The 18,303-nt window shown below is 58.2% G+C and carries 14 protein-coding genes; 7 read left to right on the forward strand and 7 right to left on the reverse strand.

Annotation, left to right across the window (positions count from 1 at the left end; genetic code table 11):
- Positions 1-3 precede the first annotated feature (3 nt).
- Positions 4-666 (forward strand): N-acetyltransferase, encoded by a 663-nt coding sequence (locus IVB24_RS09610; RefSeq protein ID WP_247772753.1) that lies wholly within the window; start codon positions 4-6, stop codon positions 664-666.
- A gap of 40 nt (positions 667-706) precedes the next feature.
- On the opposite strand, the gene IVB24_RS09615 is transcribed toward IVB24_RS09610, so the two are convergent.
- On the reverse strand, positions 707-1,135 hold the full coding sequence (locus IVB24_RS09615; protein ID WP_247772754.1) for a hypothetical protein: 429 nt from the start codon (positions 1,133-1,135) through the stop codon (positions 707-709).
- Between the two features lie 134 nt (positions 1,136-1,269).
- Between IVB24_RS09615 and istB the strand changes: the two genes are divergently transcribed.
- On the forward strand, positions 1,270-2,073 hold the full coding sequence (gene istB / locus IVB24_RS09620) for an IS21-like element helper ATPase IstB (RefSeq protein ID WP_276578226.1): 804 nt from the start codon (positions 1,270-1,272) through the stop codon (positions 2,071-2,073).
- A 98-nt stretch (positions 2,074-2,171) separates the two neighbouring features.
- Here the strand turns inward: istB and IVB24_RS09625 are convergent, their stop codons facing one another.
- The 5 genes from IVB24_RS09625 to IVB24_RS09645 all read right to left on the reverse strand — a co-directional run bounded on the left by IVB24_RS09625 (position 2,172) and on the right by IVB24_RS09645 (position 8,471).
- Positions 2,172-2,315: a hypothetical protein gene (locus IVB24_RS09625; RefSeq protein ID WP_247772755.1), complete on the reverse strand. Its 144-nt coding sequence runs from the start codon at positions 2,313-2,315 to the stop codon at positions 2,172-2,174.
- Between the two features lie 1,021 nt (positions 2,316-3,336).
- Positions 3,337-3,951 (reverse strand): hypothetical protein, encoded by a 615-nt coding sequence (locus IVB24_RS09630; protein WP_346771361.1) that lies wholly within the window; start codon positions 3,949-3,951, stop codon positions 3,337-3,339.
- Positions 3,952-4,233: 282 nt separating this feature from the next.
- The gene (locus IVB24_RS09635; RefSeq protein WP_247772757.1) at positions 4,234-4,992 is read right to left on the reverse strand and encodes a hypothetical protein; all 759 of its coding nucleotides are present in this window, start codon (positions 4,990-4,992) and stop codon (positions 4,234-4,236) included.
- Between the two features lie 1,107 nt (positions 4,993-6,099).
- The gene (locus tag IVB24_RS09640) at positions 6,100-7,050 is read right to left on the reverse strand and encodes a serine hydrolase (RefSeq protein ID WP_247772758.1); all 951 of its coding nucleotides are present in this window, start codon (positions 7,048-7,050) and stop codon (positions 6,100-6,102) included.
- Between the two features lie 938 nt (positions 7,051-7,988).
- Positions 7,989-8,471, reverse strand: a complete 483-nt coding sequence (locus IVB24_RS09645; RefSeq protein ID WP_247772759.1) for a MarR family transcriptional regulator — start codon at positions 8,469-8,471, stop codon at positions 7,989-7,991.
- A gap of 498 nt (positions 8,472-8,969) precedes the next feature.
- Here IVB24_RS09645 and IVB24_RS09650 point away from each other — a divergent pair, with 498 nt between their 5' ends.
- The 4 genes from IVB24_RS09650 (at position 8,970) to IVB24_RS09665 (ending at position 14,443) form a co-directional block, all read left to right on the forward strand.
- A complete protein-coding gene (locus tag IVB24_RS09650; protein ID WP_247772760.1) occupies positions 8,970-10,484 on the forward strand; it encodes a porin in 1,515 nt (504 codons plus the stop codon).
- 697 nt (positions 10,485-11,181) lie between these two features.
- Positions 11,182-12,351, forward strand: coding sequence for a Xaa-Pro peptidase family protein (locus IVB24_RS09655; protein WP_247772761.1), 1,170 nt, complete (start codon positions 11,182-11,184; stop codon positions 12,349-12,351).
- A gap of 464 nt (positions 12,352-12,815) precedes the next feature.
- On the forward strand, positions 12,816-13,670 hold the full coding sequence (locus IVB24_RS09660) for a CmcJ/NvfI family oxidoreductase (protein WP_247772762.1): 855 nt from the start codon (positions 12,816-12,818) through the stop codon (positions 13,668-13,670).
- Between the two features lie 86 nt (positions 13,671-13,756).
- Complete coding sequence (locus IVB24_RS09665; RefSeq protein ID WP_247772763.1) at positions 13,757-14,443, forward strand: SDR family oxidoreductase; 687 nt, start codon at positions 13,757-13,759, stop codon at positions 14,441-14,443.
- Positions 14,444-15,235: 792 nt separating this feature from the next.
- Here IVB24_RS09665 and IVB24_RS09670 read toward each other — a convergent pair.
- A complete protein-coding gene (locus tag IVB24_RS09670) occupies positions 15,236-15,994 on the reverse strand; it encodes an SDR family oxidoreductase (RefSeq protein WP_247772764.1) in 759 nt (252 codons plus the stop codon).
- A gap of 256 nt (positions 15,995-16,250) precedes the next feature.
- Between IVB24_RS09670 and IVB24_RS09675 the strand changes: the two genes are divergently transcribed.
- Entirely contained in the window at positions 16,251-17,915 is a 1,665-nt protein-coding gene (locus IVB24_RS09675) for a thiamine pyrophosphate-binding protein (RefSeq protein ID WP_247772765.1), read from the forward strand.
- Positions 17,916-18,303 lie beyond the last annotated feature (388 nt).

The following is an 18,303-nucleotide window of genomic DNA, read 5'->3' on the forward strand; positions in this document are numbered from 1 at the left end:
CACATGACGATACGGTCTGCGCGTCCCGAAGACGCCGATTTCATCGCACAAACCATCGTGTCATCGCAGCGCGGCTACCGGCCGCGCGGCTGGTTCGACGTTGCGCTCGGTCGGCCTGAAGCACATTGCCGCGGTTTCATCGCAGCGACAGCGACCGCGCAGACGGTGTTGATGTGGCACCATTCAAACTTCCTGATGGATGAATACGAGGGCCAGCCGGCCGCCGCGCTCTGTGCCGTGCCCGCAGCCGGCACCGGCCATGCCGCGTGGGCTGCCATCGAGGAGGTCGGCGCCGCGGCCGGGCTGTCCGCGTCAGAGTTGGAGGCGACCCGCCGACGCGGTGCCTATGTCAGGAATTGCTGGGTTCAGGGCGACGACGGCGACCGGATGATCGAGCACGTTCCCACCGATCCGGCCTATCGCGATCGCGGCCTGGTGCAGGCGTTGATCGAATCCACGCTGGCAAAGGGAAGGGCGGCCGGCTTCCGCCGCGCCACGATCTCGTTCCTGATCGGCAATGAGCCGGCCGAGCGCGCCTATGCAACGGCGCATTTGTCTTCGCTGACGAGAAGCGTCGGATCTTTGAAGTATCCTTCCGGTGAAGCTTCCAAGTCCCAAACATTCTCCTCCGACTATGGAGCCGAGCGCGATTTCGGTGAGGCGTGACAGTCCGCGCCACATGACGGTATTGCCGGGCGGCGGATCGCTAGCCCGGGCGAGATAGCCGCCGAGCCGGGCGATTTTGATCAGATAGTGCGAGAGCGCATTCTATCTTACGCTTAGTTTGTCGTTGACGAGGCGATCGAGCAGCCCGATTCCAGTCGCGGTCGACGCGAGGGTTGGCGGCGTGTCTGGGGCGGAACGGTTGAGCATCGTTATCCAGAAGACCCCGCCAATTCAGGATGCAAAACAGCGAGATCACATTGGTCAGACGTTGGCTGGTTCTGAGCTTCGACTCCTCCGCTTTGCAGCCCGATTTGAGGATCTTCTGGAACACCTCGATCTTCCATCTCAAAGCATACCACTCCAGCTTCTCAATGGCGTCGGCGCGGGAACCAACAGGCAGATCCTTGATCAGCTTCCAATCGATCTTCTTTCTGCTTTTCGGCCTCCCGCGCTCTTCCGCATGGATCACCGTCAGGATCAGAGCGGGATAGCGCTTCCGCTTTCCGATCAGCGGCAGAATGGGCGGCGGCGATCAAGGTGAGACCTTAGCGACAATCAGGATGAGACTGCGCCGATGCGCCCGGCATCCGCGTGATCGGCGTGTTGGACGAGCTGCGCCGACGGCATCCCGACCTTAACCCCAACATCCGACGCACGCTGGAGCGACGCATCAATGCCTGGCGCGCGCTCAACGGCCCCGAACAGGACGTGATCTTCCGCCAAGAGCACGAGCCCGGCCGTTTGGGTCTGTCCGACTTTACCGATACAAGCGCGCTCGGCATTGCCGGCAAGACGCTCGCCACGTTCGACTTCGAGAGCGTGCCGATGCTATCAAAGGCGCAGGCGATGGCGCTCGCCGCCGGCGACGTCTGGTTGAAGACGGGCGCCAATCTGCTGCTGTTCGGTCCACCCGGCGGAGGCAAGACCCATCTCGGCACCGCGATCGGCCTGGCTCTCGTCGAGAACGGCTGGCGCGTTCTCTTCGCGCGCACTACTGATCTGGTGCAGCGGCTGCAGGTGGCTCGGCGCGAACTGGCGTTGGAGTCCGCGATCGCCAAACTCGATCGATACGACCTCCTGATCCTCGACGACATCACGTATGTGAGCAAGGACCAGGCGGAAACCAGCGTTTTGTTCGAGCTGATCGCCGCCCGCTATGAGCGACGCTCGCTGCTGATCACGGCCAATCAGCCGTTCGGCGAGTGGGGGCGTATCTTCCCCGATCAGGCAATGACGCTGGCGGCCATCGATCGCCTCGTCCACCACGCAACGATCCTCGAGATGAATGTCGAGAGCTACCGTCGAAGAGTTGCTCTCGATCGAAGGCGCGGTCCAGGACGGTCACCCGTGCACGCCACTCCAAACGAGCTCGACAAAGCGGTGATTGACGCTGCCAGCGCCTCTTGATTGTCGCGCAGCGTCAATCAACGCTTGCCAAGCCGGCGGCCAGCGTCAATTATCTCCTGACTCGGCCGCTTTGTCTCATCTTGATTGACGCGCCGCTCTCATCCTGATTGTCGCGCCATAGGCAGAACGCGAATCTTGCGATACCTGATCTTAAGAGCGGCCTGGACGGGATCGCCGTTGCCGTCTCTGAGTTCGATGCGATGGAGCCCCTTGACGGTGACCTCGTCCATTTCGTCGGCCATCGTGTGATCCCCGTCTCCAGCCAAGCGGTTGACGCAGGTCCTGATCAGGAAATGAGTTCCGATCTCCTGTGCTCCGCAGAAGGCGCTCGTAGAAGTCACTCTCGCGATCACCAATATGGATGCATCGTCCGGGATGACCCAACAGTTGCGTAGACTGCTTCAGATTTTCCAACCACCAGACCTTTCCTTTTCGTCGATGGGAGTCCGGATCGGATTGATCTTCTTCTAAAGCGCTGCCGTCTCGTTGAATTTCTTCCGGGTCCAGAACTAACGGCTGCCAACCCCAGCGGCACCCCCTCGATTGTAACTGCGAGGCTCGAATGCATCAGGATGCCGCAAACGGTGTGCGATCTGAGGCGGCCCGCTTTATCCCGTCCAATGTTATGCTCTTGGTGATGCCGATCGCTTCTGACTTCTCGCGTTGATAGCTGAACTCGGTTGCATCGTGCAGCACAAGAACCAAACGTTCAGTGGCCGCGACTCGATCACGGATCGATTGACAATGGCCGGCTAGAATGTCCGCTTCGCTGACCTGGTCATTGGAAACGAAGCGGTAGGCAGCCCAATCCTAGCAGACGAGCGGGATGCTTTGCCCCATGGCGCTTCCAGTCTGCGTGAGCAGTTTGCGGAATGTGCCGCCGAGCCACGTATCCCTAAACTCGCATCCACTACTCTCCTGCCTTGGAATTGGCAGGCTAAAGCGTCGCTCACGCCGCTTGAGCGCGATCAGCCTTCCCAAAAAAACCGGCCCAGGTGGGGGCCGTCACCGGATGTGCACGCTTTGTCGGGCCGCTAAGGGGACGTTTACACGGCGGGCGATATTGAAATTCGCGATCAATTGCAGATATTTCGTCAGGCAGCAGTGCCAAATGAATGGCAACTTCCGTCATCCAGTGCCTGCTCCCGTCTGAGCGCTCGCGGCGGCAGAATAACGATATTGCGTTACCTGGGTAGCCGGCCTTTTTCGCAAACGTCGTCTCGGTCGCGAAGCATTGGACAGTGCCGGCAGGCGAAAACGATGTCAGCTGGTCGATGCCATTGCCAGTCGGCAGATGTCCGTGATGCTGTAAACGGGAAGCTTCACAATGCGGCGGATCGCTGGAGCGACAATCGGAAAGGCCGCGCATTCAAACAGGATGGTTGCGATCTCCGGATATTTTGAGCGGAGACGCTCGATGCACTTGGCAACATCTGCTTCGATTGCGGCAACATCCAGGGGCGGCGCCGGACGTTTCAGCTCGTCATGCCAGAACTTACCCCCTTCGATGCCGCCGATTACGATCCTCGCTCGCTCAGACAGATCATCAATTCCAAGAAGATCCTCGCTGCAATAAGTCGAGTCATAGGTCAGGACAGCGATCTTTGCGCGCGTTGGCAATTGACGGAGCAATGTGGGCAAGAGCAACAGGCTTGACATGACAACCGGCACGTCCACCGAAGCCGCCACTGCTGGTTGATGCCGGACCGAGAAGCCGCAGGTCGAGCTTATCGCGACCGCGCCTCGTTCGACTAGTCGTCGAGCCGCCGCTATGAATGCGGGCTCCAGCGCCGGATCGCCGCGAACGACGTTCTCGACCCACGCACCCGCGACGGTTTCCGAGATGGTTGAAAAGTCAAACGTCGCCGGATTCAGCATCGAGCCGGGAGCGGGAGCAGGCGGAGTTGCGCCAACTGGCAACCCGCGTTCAAGGTGCAAGATCCCGAGAGAGCGTGGTGCGAAGTGCGAGGTCATATCTTCAGCCTAACGGTATCTAGAGCAGAATTCTCCCTCGAGATGGGCTCATGTAGCCAAAATTCTGCGATTTCCTGAGACAAGCGGGTGTTCGAGCGTGATGGCTTACAGGCCGCTCAAATCCAGATCTCTAATGGTGGATCATTTGATCGTCCTTGCGATGTCTTCAGAAGAGGCCAGTGCCACCTACAAAGCCGAAGTGTGCGCCAGCTTCTGTTCTAGCCAGGCAAAAATGTCCTCGTCGCAGGCGGCAAAGTTCTCGAAGTCAGTGCCCGGAGTCGGCTCGAACCGCGGCATCAACAGCTTGAGATCGATCCGCGCCGCTGTGCAGTCGGACTCTAGCTTGATGCTTTCCCGAACGCTGACGATGCTGCGTCCACCTGCAACTACCAGAATCGGGCACTTCAAGCGTCGCGCCAATCGCGAGCGATGTGCTGTAGTTAAGGGATCATCCAGCAGGTGAGAGGTTCCCGTCATCCAGGAGATCGATGCCTGGGTACGAGCCCAGTTCCATAAGCCGCCGTCGCAAACCGCTGCAGCAATGCGGCGATCAGCTAGCGCGAAATCGGTTGCTAATGCGGCGGATAGCCCTTCACCGTAGATCCCAATTCGAGACGCATCGACCTCGTGGCGGGCAGACAAACAGTCCAACAAAGAAGACAGATCTTCTGATCGTCCATGCCGAGTCGTCGAAACGTCGTCAAAAGCGACGACGAGTGCCGTCATGCCTCGGCTTGCGATCAGAGGCAGAAGTCGTCCAAGCAGCATCGCTCCCGTTTCGTCTTCCCTGCTTATGCAAATTACTGCTGGCGCGCGTAGGTCGGTCCGGCCGGACGACACGTAGTAGGCGGGCAGTTTGCGTTCATCCCAAGACTCGATTTCGACGCGGCGCACCCTGTCGTCGAGAGATCCGAAATGCCTGATGCCAGCTTCCAGTTTGGCCAAAACATCTCCCGCTTGTGGATCCTCTTCGTCGACCAGCCGCCTGGCAACTTCAAAGGCAGTTAGTGCGCAAAGCCAAGATTCCGCCGCCGCATCGAAGGCGCCCCGTTCAACCTTCAGGTCTCCGAATCGACAGTGAGCATCTCCAATGTTCGTCCATCTCGCGACGAAGTGCCGCCGGCTGGTCGCCTCGCAACGTCCAGAGAAACTAGCTAGGAATAGCGCGGCACTTCGCCTTGTGGACCCAAGGTTGTCCGTCACTTCAGGCCAAGCAGCGCACAGCATTGGTATCATCCCTTGTGCGGATTTGCTCAAGATCGCCCTACAACCTTGAGAAATAGCGAGCCCCGAAGCCGGCCAGTCATGTCGACTGCAGCCTTCAGGTTCCGCTAATGTCGGTTCTAAATTCTAAGGATCATCAAAGCTGACGCTCCCCGATCTATGGGTGCGCGCCGCCGAAATTATGCTTTATTTTCTAAAATGCGCAGTTTTTCTGATTGCGCACGGGCATCGACCTCAAAAGGCGGGCCCAACTTGCGCATTGAGCGATCTGAAGTAGAGCATTCCTGCTGGTCGTACTAAGCGGCGTGGCCTGTTTCGTGCCTCGCCGTCAATGAGTCAACCTTCCACTTCAGGACGTGGCTACGCCGCGGCGCATCTTCGCTGCGCGAAGTACTACGTCTCCACATGTGCTCCAAATGTGATCGCCACCAGTGGCCGGCCCAACGGGCCATACGGGCGCGTGGTAACGGAGAACTCGAGAGCGGTAAGCCATGCTCGACGTTGCCGATCCGGCCACACGCGATGGCATCCGCGATCGCACATGCTGCAGTAGCTATTTGCGCAGGGCTGCGCGTCTCCCAAGCTGACGGGCCTCAAGGTCGATGACATTATCTGCCTTCGATGAGCATCCGCGTACTCGGCAAGAGACGCTGGGAGCGGACACTGCCGTTGTGGAAGCCGGCGGTCGCTGCACTGCGTTCGGGTTGGCCGCGGATAGGTCGCGATTCCCGCGGTGTTGGTTGGAGCCGCAGCCTTTCCAGGTTCATCTGGTTGCTAGAGGATGTGCTCGGCCGGCGGTCGGGAGAACGACCGAAATACCGGCTCACGCTACCGTTGTTGCGCGACTGCCTCCGCGCGCAGTGCTTCGACGAAACCACCTCGCTTCCTTCTGTTATCCTCAATTTCTGCCTCCGGCCAGACGGAATTGATCGCGACAACCACTCTGTCCTGGGGATAGACGAAAATCGCCTGACCGGCATGGCCCAGTGCCGCATAGCCGTTCTTGAGACCCCACCAGGAGTAACCATAGCCCGCGAGCCCACTCTCAGCCTCCTCAGATTCCGGCTCAAAGGTCACGCCGACGTTCGTCGCATCGGCGGCCCAGCCAGGTGGTAGCACCTGAAGATCACCTGCCATGCCGCAGTCGAGCATGAATTGGCCAATACGTGCATAGTCCCGAAGTGACATGCAGAGACCAAGCCCTCCATATTCATGGCCGGCTGAATTGACCCTCCAGAAGGCGTCATTCTCCATTCCGTACGGTTGCCAGAGCTTCTCCGACAAATATTCTGACAGTGACCTGTCGATCGCGTTGGAAAGCAGGACCCCGGCCAAATTGGTTTCGCCGGTCTTGTAGACGAATTTAGCGCCTACCTGATCAGCCCTAGACACGCCGCGCATGTAGGCGACGGTCGGATCGAGCCCATCCGCGATGCCCCCGGACAACTCGAGTTTGGCGTCCGAGTGTGGATCGTTCCAGTCCTCATTCCACTTCACCCCGGAGGTCATCATCAGGAGATGGCGGATCGTCACGCCGTCATAGGCGCTGCCTTTCAGCTCATGAACGTAGTCGGTCACCAGTGAATCCAGGCTCTTGATGTACCCATCCTGGATCGCTGCACCAACAAGAATGGAGGTGACGGACTTCGTAACCGACTGTGAATCCCACTTATCGTTTGCGGTCCGGCAGAGCCCATAACGCTCGAGAACTACACGGCCATCTTTCAGCACAAGAACGCCGGAGACGCGCTGCGCCTGCATATAGCTATCCACATCCATGGCCTGTCCCATGCAGGTCCAATGGGGTGATATCTGATGGATGGAGAAGGGAAGTTGCCGGACAATCTCCCCACGACTAACAATACGCCCTGGAAACAACCTCGGAATCGCCCGATACCCAACGATCTGTTCGTCTGGCGTCCACTTGCTTTTCCTGCGACCACTCGGGAGCCATGCGATCCGACGGCATGTCTTGGCGCCAGGCGACTGTGCTTCCGCAGCGCTTCGTAAAATCAGCGCAGGCTTCTGGTCGCTGCCAGCAGCAGAGCACATTGATGGTTTGGGGTCCGACATTCGCTGCTCCATTATCTTTTCGGCTCATTGCCGAGCAAGGGCAACGACCATTCGTACGCTTCAGAGGCCGAAGTTTTCTTTGTTTTCCAGCGAAGCAACGAAGAATTTATGCTTGAAAAGTGCCAAGAATGTAAACCCAAGGCCGAGTGGTGGCTGGTGAGAGCTGCTAGCATGTTTAGCTACAGACCAGCGGCAGAGGCCAGACGATCGCTTTTAAAATCGTGTGCAGCCACAAAGGAATAAAAATTCGCCGAACAGTTCGCGCCTATATTCGAGCTGTTCGCACCTTTCGGCGTTCAATCAGCGGTGAACGTATCCGAAGTCTGAAAGCATCAGCTGGTGCCATGTCCCGCAGCGGCTCGGTGACAGTGACAGCTCTCTTGGCGAACCGGTGCGGCGGGACGCACGGCTTAATTGGTGAAAATGGGTCCGGCAAGTCAACGACAGGGCGCGTATCCTCCGCCTTTAGAACCCCAGCAGCGGCCCATCGTGTTTGATAGGCGGGATACCACTCACTTGCAGGGGCAACAGGCTGTGCCGGATCCGCCGCGCATGCAGAGAATTTTCCAGGATCCACAGGCGTGTCTCGATGGTCAGCGACTAAGGACGTCAAAATGCGGTCCCGGCATCGATAGAAAACGCCACTACAACAGCCCCAGACTTAGCTTTTGATGCGCAAGCCGGCTGTTCTTGGCAATCGATATCAGTCGCTTATTGAGATAGTCTAACGACTCCTCGTCCAGACCAGCAAGCATCGTGGAATGAAGTGCCTGCCTCTTGTCTGACAGCTTTGCCATTTCCATTCGAGCCTTTTGGGTCAGCGATATCTGCAGGAATCTCGCATCATCCGGGGAGATTACTCGGGCGAGGAATTCCGTCTGTTCGAGCTTCTTCGTTTGATTTGTTACGAAGGCGGGATGGATCCGCAGCTTGTTTGCGACTGCAATTCCAGAGACGCCGCGACCATCGTCAAGTTCGTCAATGGCCATGAGGATTAGCCATTGCGGTTCGGTGATCCCTAGCAGCTCCGCCCAGCTCTTGTGTATTTCCTCGAGTTGAGAGTGGATCTCGACGATGTTCCAGATCAGGTCTCTAGCGGATCGATCGAATTGTTCTTTTTCGGACATGGTTGCTTTCGCACTTGCTCATTGCCGCCAGGCCTCGCCGACGACTCAGGGAGCGGGTAGGCGATCCTAACCATCGCAAATCGCCTGAAATAGCGTGCATAGAACATGGGCCCCCGCACAACTTTGCAATTGACTAGAACAATTAATCGCATATATTATTCGCGCGATCGTTTCAGGCTCCGCCCATGCCGGTCGCCGCTTCAATACCTCCGACTGGAGCCCTCGAGATGCCCCCTCGGGGGTTTCGCGTTGTGGCGCCGGTGCTTTCGGTGCATTTACGCTAGCCGTAAAAGGGGATGTTGCTGAAGCGCAACATCAGACTTCTAATCGGCGGCACCAGAAATTAATTAATTGCACCAATTGATGATCGAAAGTACACACCAACTTGGCAGCGAGGGGGTCCTCGAAGTCGTTCCGTCAAGCACCAGCCTTAGGGCCAAGGTGGCCGAGCGGATCTTTGAAGGACGGAAACGCGGTTTCCAACTTGGAGGGTCATCGATGAAAGTGATGAAGGGTATTATCCTTGGGTCAGCAGCAATGTTCGTGGGGGCTGGAGCGCAAGCTGCCGATCTCCCCGTCAAGGCCAAAGCCATCGAGTACGTAAAGATCTGCTCGCTGTATGGCGCCGGCTTCTACTACATCCCGGGTACCGACACTTGCATCAAGCTGGGGGGGTATCTGCGTGCCGATGCCGTCTTGGGCAGCAGCTCGGATTTTGACGCACCCAGCAGTGGCGCGCCGGGCGCGCAGAATCGCTTGAGCAATTACTACGAGACCTTGGCCCGCCAAGATTTGAAGATCGATACGCGCACCGCAACTGAATACGGCGTCGTCCGGACGTTCTATGAGGGCGTGTTCACTTGGAGAACCGGCACCTATTCCGGTGCTGGCACGACGGGCGTGAATGGGGCGACCAGCTACACCACGTCAACTGCTGCCCAGGTCGCTGGCGGTTCGCTCGGTGTTTACTACGCCTTCATCCAATTCGCTGGGTTCACCTTAGGTAAGGCGGAGTCACAATTCAGAACACCATGGGCGCAGTACCCCGCGAACAATTTCGAGCTGCCGGGTAGCGGCTGGGATCCGGTGAACCAGGTCACCTATACCGCTGACTTCGGTCAAGGGATTACGGCTTCGTTCTCGGCCCAAGATCAGGTCCAAAATTACACGACAAACGTCTGGAACGTGAGCGGGGCGACCGCTGCGGGGCTGGCAACAGGTGCGTACGGCGCTAACGACATCGGTGGCTCGCGAGCCCCAGACCTGGTCGCGATGCTTCGTGTGGATCAGGCTTGGGGACTCTTCCAAGCGTCGGTGGCTGCACATGATAATCATGCTGCTTACTACGGTGCCGATGAAACGACGGGCCATCCGGGCGACAAATGGGGATGGGCAGGTCAGCTGGCTGTGTCAATCAAGAATTTGCCGACCGGCGCGGGTGACTCGATCAACTTGACAGGCGTGTATGCAAACGGTGCGAGCCGTTACGTCTTCCAGGACTACATGTCGACCACTTTCGCCATGTACGGCGGCTCCGGCGCGGCAGGTGCTTACCAGAGCTTGGGCATTGCAGGTGTCGCTGACACCGTGTTCGTCACCGGTAAGGGCCAGGAGCTGACCACGAGCTATGGCTTCAACGGTGGCTACACTCATAACTGGGACCCGTACTGGAACACGTCCATCTTCGGCGCGTGGGCTGCAGTCAGGTACAACGGCACAGCCAAGGGCTATGTCTGCGGAGCCTTCGTCGCAAATCTAGCGCTCTCGAGCGGTGCTGGCGGGTGCAACCCCGACTTCAACTACGCAGTGGTTGGTACGAAGACTGCCTGGACTCCCGTCAAAAATCTGACCTTCACGGGCGAACTAGCGTACCTGATGCTCGACCAGAAGTACGCGGGCGGAAGCACGGTGACCATGCCATTGCAGTCCGGTATCGCAAAGCCGGCTGCTGTCTATGAGCTGAAGGATCAGAACAGCCTTGTGCTGCTGCTCCGCGCTCAGCGCAATTTCTAAGTCGTTAATATAGGGAAAGGAGCAAAGAACAGGCTCTAAACTAACCTCCAAGAAGGCCTCTGGCATGCCCGCCGGAGGCCTTTCACGTTGAAAGACGCCGCCCGCGTTGCTCAATTGATCAATTCGAGAAGTCGTCCACGCCCGGCGCTAGACATGCTCCGGGACGCGAATTGCATGCAACAAGCATATCCATTTTGGGTGCGCGAACGGAGAGTAACTTATGTCATCTTTCGAACTCTAGCGAGAGATGTGCCAATGGAGCGACCGACGCCATACCTGCTAGAGCGTGTGCGTCGGATGGGCAAAGCGGCGCAAAGCCCTACACGAACAGAATACAGATACCTGTGTTTCTGCTCGGATGAGAACACGCACTAAGGACAGATGCACGCCGACTCCAGAAGGCGTTGCCGAAACGAGCTTCCCGCGTGAGGACCGCGCCTACGTGAAACACAAACGCAGGATTTCGGCGGATAATTCTCTTATTGAGAGGAATTCATCTTTGCCAGGTTCTCTATAGTGCTGCGATTAAGATCTTTTAGGTCTAAGAGGGCACGTACGGGGCCGTCACCTCGCGTTCGAGCGGAAGCGAGAACTCTACTTTCCAGATGAAGGTCGCACTGCATCGTTAAAGGCTTGCGGAATGTGCGCGCTCTCCTGAAATGACTTCAGATAGCTAAGAAACCAAGGAGCTAAGACAATGTCCATCAGCAAAGGACCGCAGGTGTTTCCGCGCACGGAGTACTTGCGAAGGCTTACCGCAGTAAAAGCAGAAATGGTCAAGCGCGAGGTCGAAGTCCTTGTCGTCACCTTCGATCGAAGCATCAATTACCTGACCGGCTACACCGCGCGGTCCGCCTATGTCCCGCAAGCCCTTGTGATCTCGGTGCACGAAGAGGAGCCGACGCTTATCCTGCGTCTTATGGATGTGCCAGCGGGCATTCATCTGACGTTTCTGGAGCGGAACAAGATTGTTGGATATCCCGAATCGCTCGTGGGCAACCCCGATAAGGATGGGTACGACGCCGTCATCGATTTTCTCAAGGAAGCGAACCTTGCGAGCCGCGGGGTCGGACTCGAAATGGGGCAGCTTCCAGCGCGCGCGGCGGAAACCTTCAAGAGGAGACTGCCGGATGCTAGATTTGTGGATTGTACGCACGTAGTCACATGGATTCGGGTCATTAAGTCCGATCTTGAAATAGCTCTGATGAAAGAGGCCGCCGCGATTGCCGACGCGGGTATGATGCGGGCGGCCGACGTCATACGTCCAGGAGTGCATGAAGCTGACGCCGTTGCCGAGATCCTTTCGACGTTAGCGCGTGGTGCAAACGGCAACCGCGGAACGGGGATTGCGAACATCTTCATGTGCTCCTCACCGCGCACCGGAACAAGCCACATTATCTGGAGTGACGACATCTTCCGCCAGGGTTCACAAATCAATCTGGAACTCGGTGGCGTGCGCCACACCTATACGGCGGCGGTTATGCGCACGTTCTCCATTGGCAAGCCTTCCGACCGTCTGCGCCGCCTACATGAGGCTGAGGTCGCCGGCTTGGAGGCTGCGCTCGATAAGGTCCGAGCAGGAGCAACCTGCAGCGACGTCGCCGAAGCATTCAATCGCACGATTGGGAAGTCGGGCTTTCAGAAAGAATCCCGCTGTGGCTATGGCATCGGTATCGATTGGAACGAGGCGATCACGAGCCTTAAGGAAGGGGACATGACGGTTCTGAAACCCAACATGACCTTCCACCTGATGCTCGGTAACTGGATCGATGAGGATTTTGGTTATGTCCTTAGCGAGACGTTCCGGGTCACGGAATCCGGCGCTGACGTGTTGACACAGGTGCCACGCCAAATTTTCGAGATTTAGCTCGACTGCGGGTTCTCCCGATCAGGAGCCTGCCGCGCGGAAAGTCGCTTCTGCCTGGGAAGGTTGCCGCGATGTTGCCAACATGCTCGCTGGATGCTTGCATTTTATAGCTTCCAGTTGGCGGCCGCCGCTCTGCCCCGCTGCAGAGTACCCGTGAGTCCCCGTTGATGATTCCTTCTGGCCCGGCCTCATTCTTTGGGGCAGGGGACCTCGCTCGGTGCGGTTTCGCCATTTCGTCATTCCGTCACTCACCTCATCGGGGTGGTCGCGCCTGTATTGCGATGAGGTCGCGCGCTGGGAGGCTGATCACATCAAGCTTGATACCGCTGAGGGCGGGCCGCACCGCGCTCCCTTCGTTCGTGCAGAATTTCGGCATATTCGGTCCGATTTCCGCAGCTTTTCGGCCAAAACCGCCGTTAAGATTCTTGCCAATGAAGCGGAGAGAAACAGTGATGGGAGCGGAGATGACAGGTTCTTCGACGGCGCACATCGACCGTGATCAGTTAACATCGGTGCAAGGTCAGATCGCCTTTGCCCGACGCTCGCCAAGCGAGAAGGCTCCAACAATTGTCGTGCGGGGGTCAGACGGGCCCTTGGTGAGCTATGACGTCACCATACGCGACGCGCGTCCGATCGTGGACGACCTCTCTCTCGACAGGGAAGGGTTTACTCTTGTTCAGCACAAGATTTCCTGTGCGAGCGAACGTGATCCGGAGATCATGCGCGACAGGTATCTCGAAGAAGTGGTCCCGTTCATCAAGGACTATTTCAAAGCGTCCTGGGTTGTACCCAAGCGAGACGCCGTGATCATTCGCTCTATTGGAGGCAGCTCTGTTACGCCAGCAGAGAAGGGGTCCGGCCTAGTCAGACCGTATGTGGCCAGCTTTGCTCACATCGACTATGCGCCGATCGCCGGCCCGGTGATGGCCGCGCGGGAAGACCAACTGCAGGGCATTCCGATCCGGGCCTATTCTCGGTTGATGATCATCCAAGCGTGGCATGCTCTCTCGGAGCCTCCACAGGATTTTCCCCTGGCGTTCTGCGATGGCATTTCAGTCGTGGATACAGACCTGGTCGATACCGTTTACGAGAACTATGACGTCAAGCATAAGACCTGGCTTGTTCATTACAGTCCAGTTCACCGCTGGTATTACTTCCCTGAGATGACCTCGAATGAGTTCGCGCTCTTTAAGGGATTCGATTCCGAAGACGATCACAATCCTCGGTCCGCTCATGCGGCGTTCGACAATCGTCGCGCTCACCCTGATGCGAAACCTCGCAGGAGCGTAGAGGCTCGCTTCTTCGTTTACTACGACTGAAGAAGGCCGTTTCCTGTAGTCGAAATCATGCCGCAAGTTCATGAGGGACTTGTGGGCAGTCCAAGCAGAGGGGAGACATTCCTTCAATGAGCACAATTCTGATCACCGGCGCGAATCGAGGCATCGGCCTCGCGCTTACGCGGCAATACGCGGCCGAGGGCGCTGATGTCTTTGCGTGCTGCCGCAACCCAGCAAAGGCGGACGACCTCAAAGAACTGGCAGCTTCATCCAGTGATCGAGTGCGGATCACCGCGCTCGATGTCGCCGACGAGTCCTCGATCGCCTCGCTTAAACGCACCCTCGGCGAACAGCCAATCGACATTCTCATCAACAATGCCGGAATCAGTGGCCTATCGGCCGATCGGATCGAGGCCGAAGGCTTTATGACCACGATGCGTGTCAACGCCCTGGCACCTATGCTGATCGCGCAGACCCTCTACGATAACTTGAGAGGCAGCACCCAAAAGAAGCTGGTGGCCATCACCAGCATTATGGGCTCGACCAGCAGCGCCGGCGGCGGCAAGTATGCTTATCGGGCCTCGAAGGCCGCACTTAACAATGGCATGCGAGGCTTGTCGCGCGCCTGGGCCCGCGATGGGATCCTGGTGGCCTTACTGAATCCTGGCTATGTGCAAACGGAAATGGTCAAGGGTCAGGTTGCTTTCATATCGGCTGAAGAGTGTGCGCGCGGCCTCATCTCTCGGATCACGGAGCTCACGCCAGCGAACACTGGTGTTTTTCAGGATTACCGCGGTGTAAGGATTCGCTGGTGACCTGTCATTTCAGGCCAGATCATCGACGCGCAACCCAGCTGCCCCGTTACGATGTGTGCATGCTGGCCTAAGTCTGGGCGGTCGGAATCGCCAGCCCGCGCACGCTCTCAGAACGAGATCGTTCGCACGCGTTCTCGTCCGGCACCACAGGACATTGCGATAACCGGTCTCCAGCAGACTCCGGGTCGTCGGCTGACCGGGCGGAGGCTCTGTTGTGCAACTTGAGGCTCGACCCTGAGCCGCCGATAACTGGATACGGCCACGCTGCGCTGCGACTATGATCTGGAGACCCACTTAGAACGCAGATGTGGTCAACACACGGACACTGACAGCGCCAGTTGCAACCCTGGCCAGGGACGAGCCTGCGACAATCTCACTTCCAGCGGAGTGGGTTCCATCCCAGTCAACCGGCGACACCGAGATGTGGAAAGGCTTTCGCCCGCGGGGACTTCAATTTTAGAGATGGTGCGACGACTGCCCGAGGGGGCAGTTTCGGCGGGACGCGACAGTAATTTGCTGAAGATGATTTGGCGCCGGGCGGCATGTTCACAAAGCGCCTGCACCAGGGCGGCGGCCCCTCGGTCTGCGCGCCGTCATTGACGCGGCCCTGGCTGAGCAGGTCCTCGGCGCTTCAGCAGCCGAGCATGGCTAGCTCGTGCAGACGCCTTAGATGAGATCTCCTTTAGAAGGCGGAACGAGACAAAGTCGCGGTTCGCGCGGCTTTGTCGTTATCTCGTGCGGATTATGTGCGTAGCGCCAAGATCCAGGTAACAGGGTCGAGTTGAGGCTTAACTAAAGCGTCAGACCACCATCTATGATGATAATCTGTCCTGTGATCATGGGCGCTGCAAAGCCGAGATAGACGATCGTTTCGGCAATATCCTCGGGAACGCATCTGCGCCGCAGAGGAGTTCGCTCGATCGAGCTTTGCCTTTGCGCCTCCGTCCACTCGATCTGCCAGGTGCTATCAACCGCCCCCGGCGCTACCGCGTTAATCCGGATCTCTGGTGCGAGACCTTGAGCAAGATGGCGCGTGATCGCAATGATACCGGCCTTGCTTGCCGCGTAGGCCAAACTAGATCCTCTCGACGTCAATGCTGACACTGAGGCCAAGCTTACGACCGCGCCTTTCGATTGTCTCAACGACGGTGCAGCGGCGCGCGTGCATCGGAAAAGCCCGATGAGGTTCGTCTCCAACACCGCCGACCACAGCTCGTCAGTGATAAGGTCGAGCTCGGACGAGGAAATGGATTGCCGTGCTCCGGGCGTGCCGGCATTGTTGACGAGAAGGTCGAGGCCACCCATCTTATCAACGGCAGCATTTACGAGCTCTGCCTCTTTTCCATCACCTACGGCGCCAGCGACTCCGAACACGTCGTAACCGTCCGCGCGGAGCTTGCTAACCTCTTCGGGCCCCCTTGGATCCTCGGGAAGATGATTCAGCGCAACCGTGCAGCCTGCTTGAGCCAGCCGCTTCAAAGTCGCCAAACCGATGCCTGACGCTGCACCGGTGACGAGCGCTCTTTTTCCCGACAGTTCGTAGCGGATCATGGTCTCTCCTTGTGCTTTCTCTCACACGAGCCCGTTGGGCGCGCCGCGAGGCTGGCCCGGGATGAACTCGCGTTGACGAGACTTTTTATATCATATAAAAATATCGCGCAACGCGAGATACCTATCGCGACCCATCGTGGACAGATGGGTGCGGCTCGTGAGCCTTTTTTCACGCCTAATTCGACAAACCGACAGGGTAGAAATGGACACTTTAAAGTTGCCTTCGGCTAATCCCGCGCTCGTTCCAGCCCGTCGCATGACCGGCGGGCGCTTCATTGCCGAAACCATCAAGGCCAAGGGTATCTCACACGTCTTCTTCATGGATGCCGTTCTGCGGCGGGCGCTCACGGAGATGGAAGACCTCGGCATCAAGCGGATCCTCGGGCACTCCGAAAAGGGAATCGCGTATATGGCTGACGGCTATGCACGCGCATTGCGTCGCCCGGCCGTCTGCATGGCGCAATCCGTCGGCGCAGCCAACCTAGCCGCGGCTCTCCAGGAGTCCTGGTTTGCCTACTCGCCCGTTGTCGCGTTGACCGGTCGCCACGCAGCCACCTACCAGTACCGAAACGCGTATCAAGAACTTCCACACGAGCCGCTTTACGCCTCCGTCACGAAGTTCAGGGGTCGAGTGGATGAGGTGGCGCAATTGCCCCATCTGCTGCGTCAAGCATTCAGAGAGGCGACAACCGGCGTATCCCGCCCCGTCCATCTCGACATCACCGGTTATACCGGCGACATGGTTGGCGCCGCCGAATTCACAGCTGCCATCTTCCCCGAAGAAACTTTCGCACAAGTGCCGGCTTTCCGTCCCTCTCCTGATGCGGCATCGGTCAGCCGTGCTGCGGCGGCGATCGCGGCTTCGGAGCGACCTGTAATTCTCGCGGGCGCCGGCTTGATGATGTCCGGAGCCGAAGGAGCCCTGAAGGCGTTCGTCGAACATCACGGAATTCCAGTCGTGATGTCCCTCGACGCGAAACACGCTCTTGCGGAGTTTCATCCGCAAAATGGAGGAGTGGCCGGCACCTACTCGCGGAGCTGCGCAAACAAGATCCTGCACGACGCGGATCTTGTGGTCTTCGTCGGCAGCGATACGGGCGACATGATCACGAACCACTGGAAGCTGCCGAGGCCCGAGACGCAGATTGTACAGATCGACATCGATCCGGCGGAGCTTGGTCGCAACTTCCCCGAAGCGATTGGTGTTCACGGCGACCCGAAAGCGGCTCTCGATCGCCTTCACTCGGAACTGCTGTCCCGTTCGCGCGCAGATTGGCAGCGGAAAGTCACCGATTACGTCGCCGAATGGCGGGCGGAAGCAGACATTGCGCGATCGTCCGAGGCGACGCCGATCAGGCCAGAGCGTCTGTGCCGAGAGATCTCGGACTGGCTTCCGAAAAATGCAATGCTGGTGGCCGATACCGGATACGCATCGCACTGGAGCGGGACGCTCGTCTATCTCACCGACCCGGCTCAGGGATACCTGCGAGCCGCCGGCTCCTTGGGGTGGGCGTTTCCTGCTTCGCTCGGCGTCCAGTGCGCTATGCCACATCGCCCCGTTGTCTGCTTAACAGGCGATGGCGGCTTTATGTATCATCTGCCTGAGCTAGAAACGGCCAGGCGGTATGGCCTCAACGTGATCACGATCGTGAACAACAACCATTGCCTCGGACAGGGCAGAAGAAACATCGACACCGCCTATGAGGGAAGGAAAGGCAACAAAGAGGAGATCTTTGCCTATCGAGACACAGATTTTGCGCAGATCGCGCGCGATTTCGACTGCTTCGGTGTGCGTGTTGACAAGCCCGGTGATTTACCCAAAGCATTTGACGCTGCGCGGCGATCCGGTAAGCCCGCAGTTATTGACGTGGTGACAGAGTTTGAGGCCCTGGCTCCGTTGCCCTGGACCGCGCCATCCTGAGGCTCGGCCGGCCCGGCACCGATCAGACATGTTAAGGGGGCCCCTGCGGCCCCTTTACGCTTTTGTAGCTCAGCGCCGCCGTGGTACACGGTCGTGCCCACAGCAGCAGCCCCCGAGTGGTCGCGCGGCGCCGAGACAGGAACGAATAGAACATGAGAAAGGCAGGAGCTCGAGACGCAGAGTCCTCTGCTTCCCCGTCCACCTTCCTCATGCCAGGCGAAAGAGATCGGCTGCACGTGGGGCGTGACAACTTACACGCGAGAGCATATTTCATGATTCGGAAGGCTCTGATGGGCGGTCGTTTCAGACCCGGTCAGCGGCTTCTTCTAAAACCATTGGCCGAGGAACTTGGAGTTAGTGTCACGCCTGTGAGGGAGGCGCTTCTCCG

Origin of the sequence: Bradyrhizobium sp. 192, from assembly GCF_023100965.1 — a bacterium.
In the GTDB taxonomy this organism is placed as follows: Bacteria; Pseudomonadota; Alphaproteobacteria; order Rhizobiales; family Xanthobacteraceae; genus Bradyrhizobium; species Bradyrhizobium symbiodeficiens.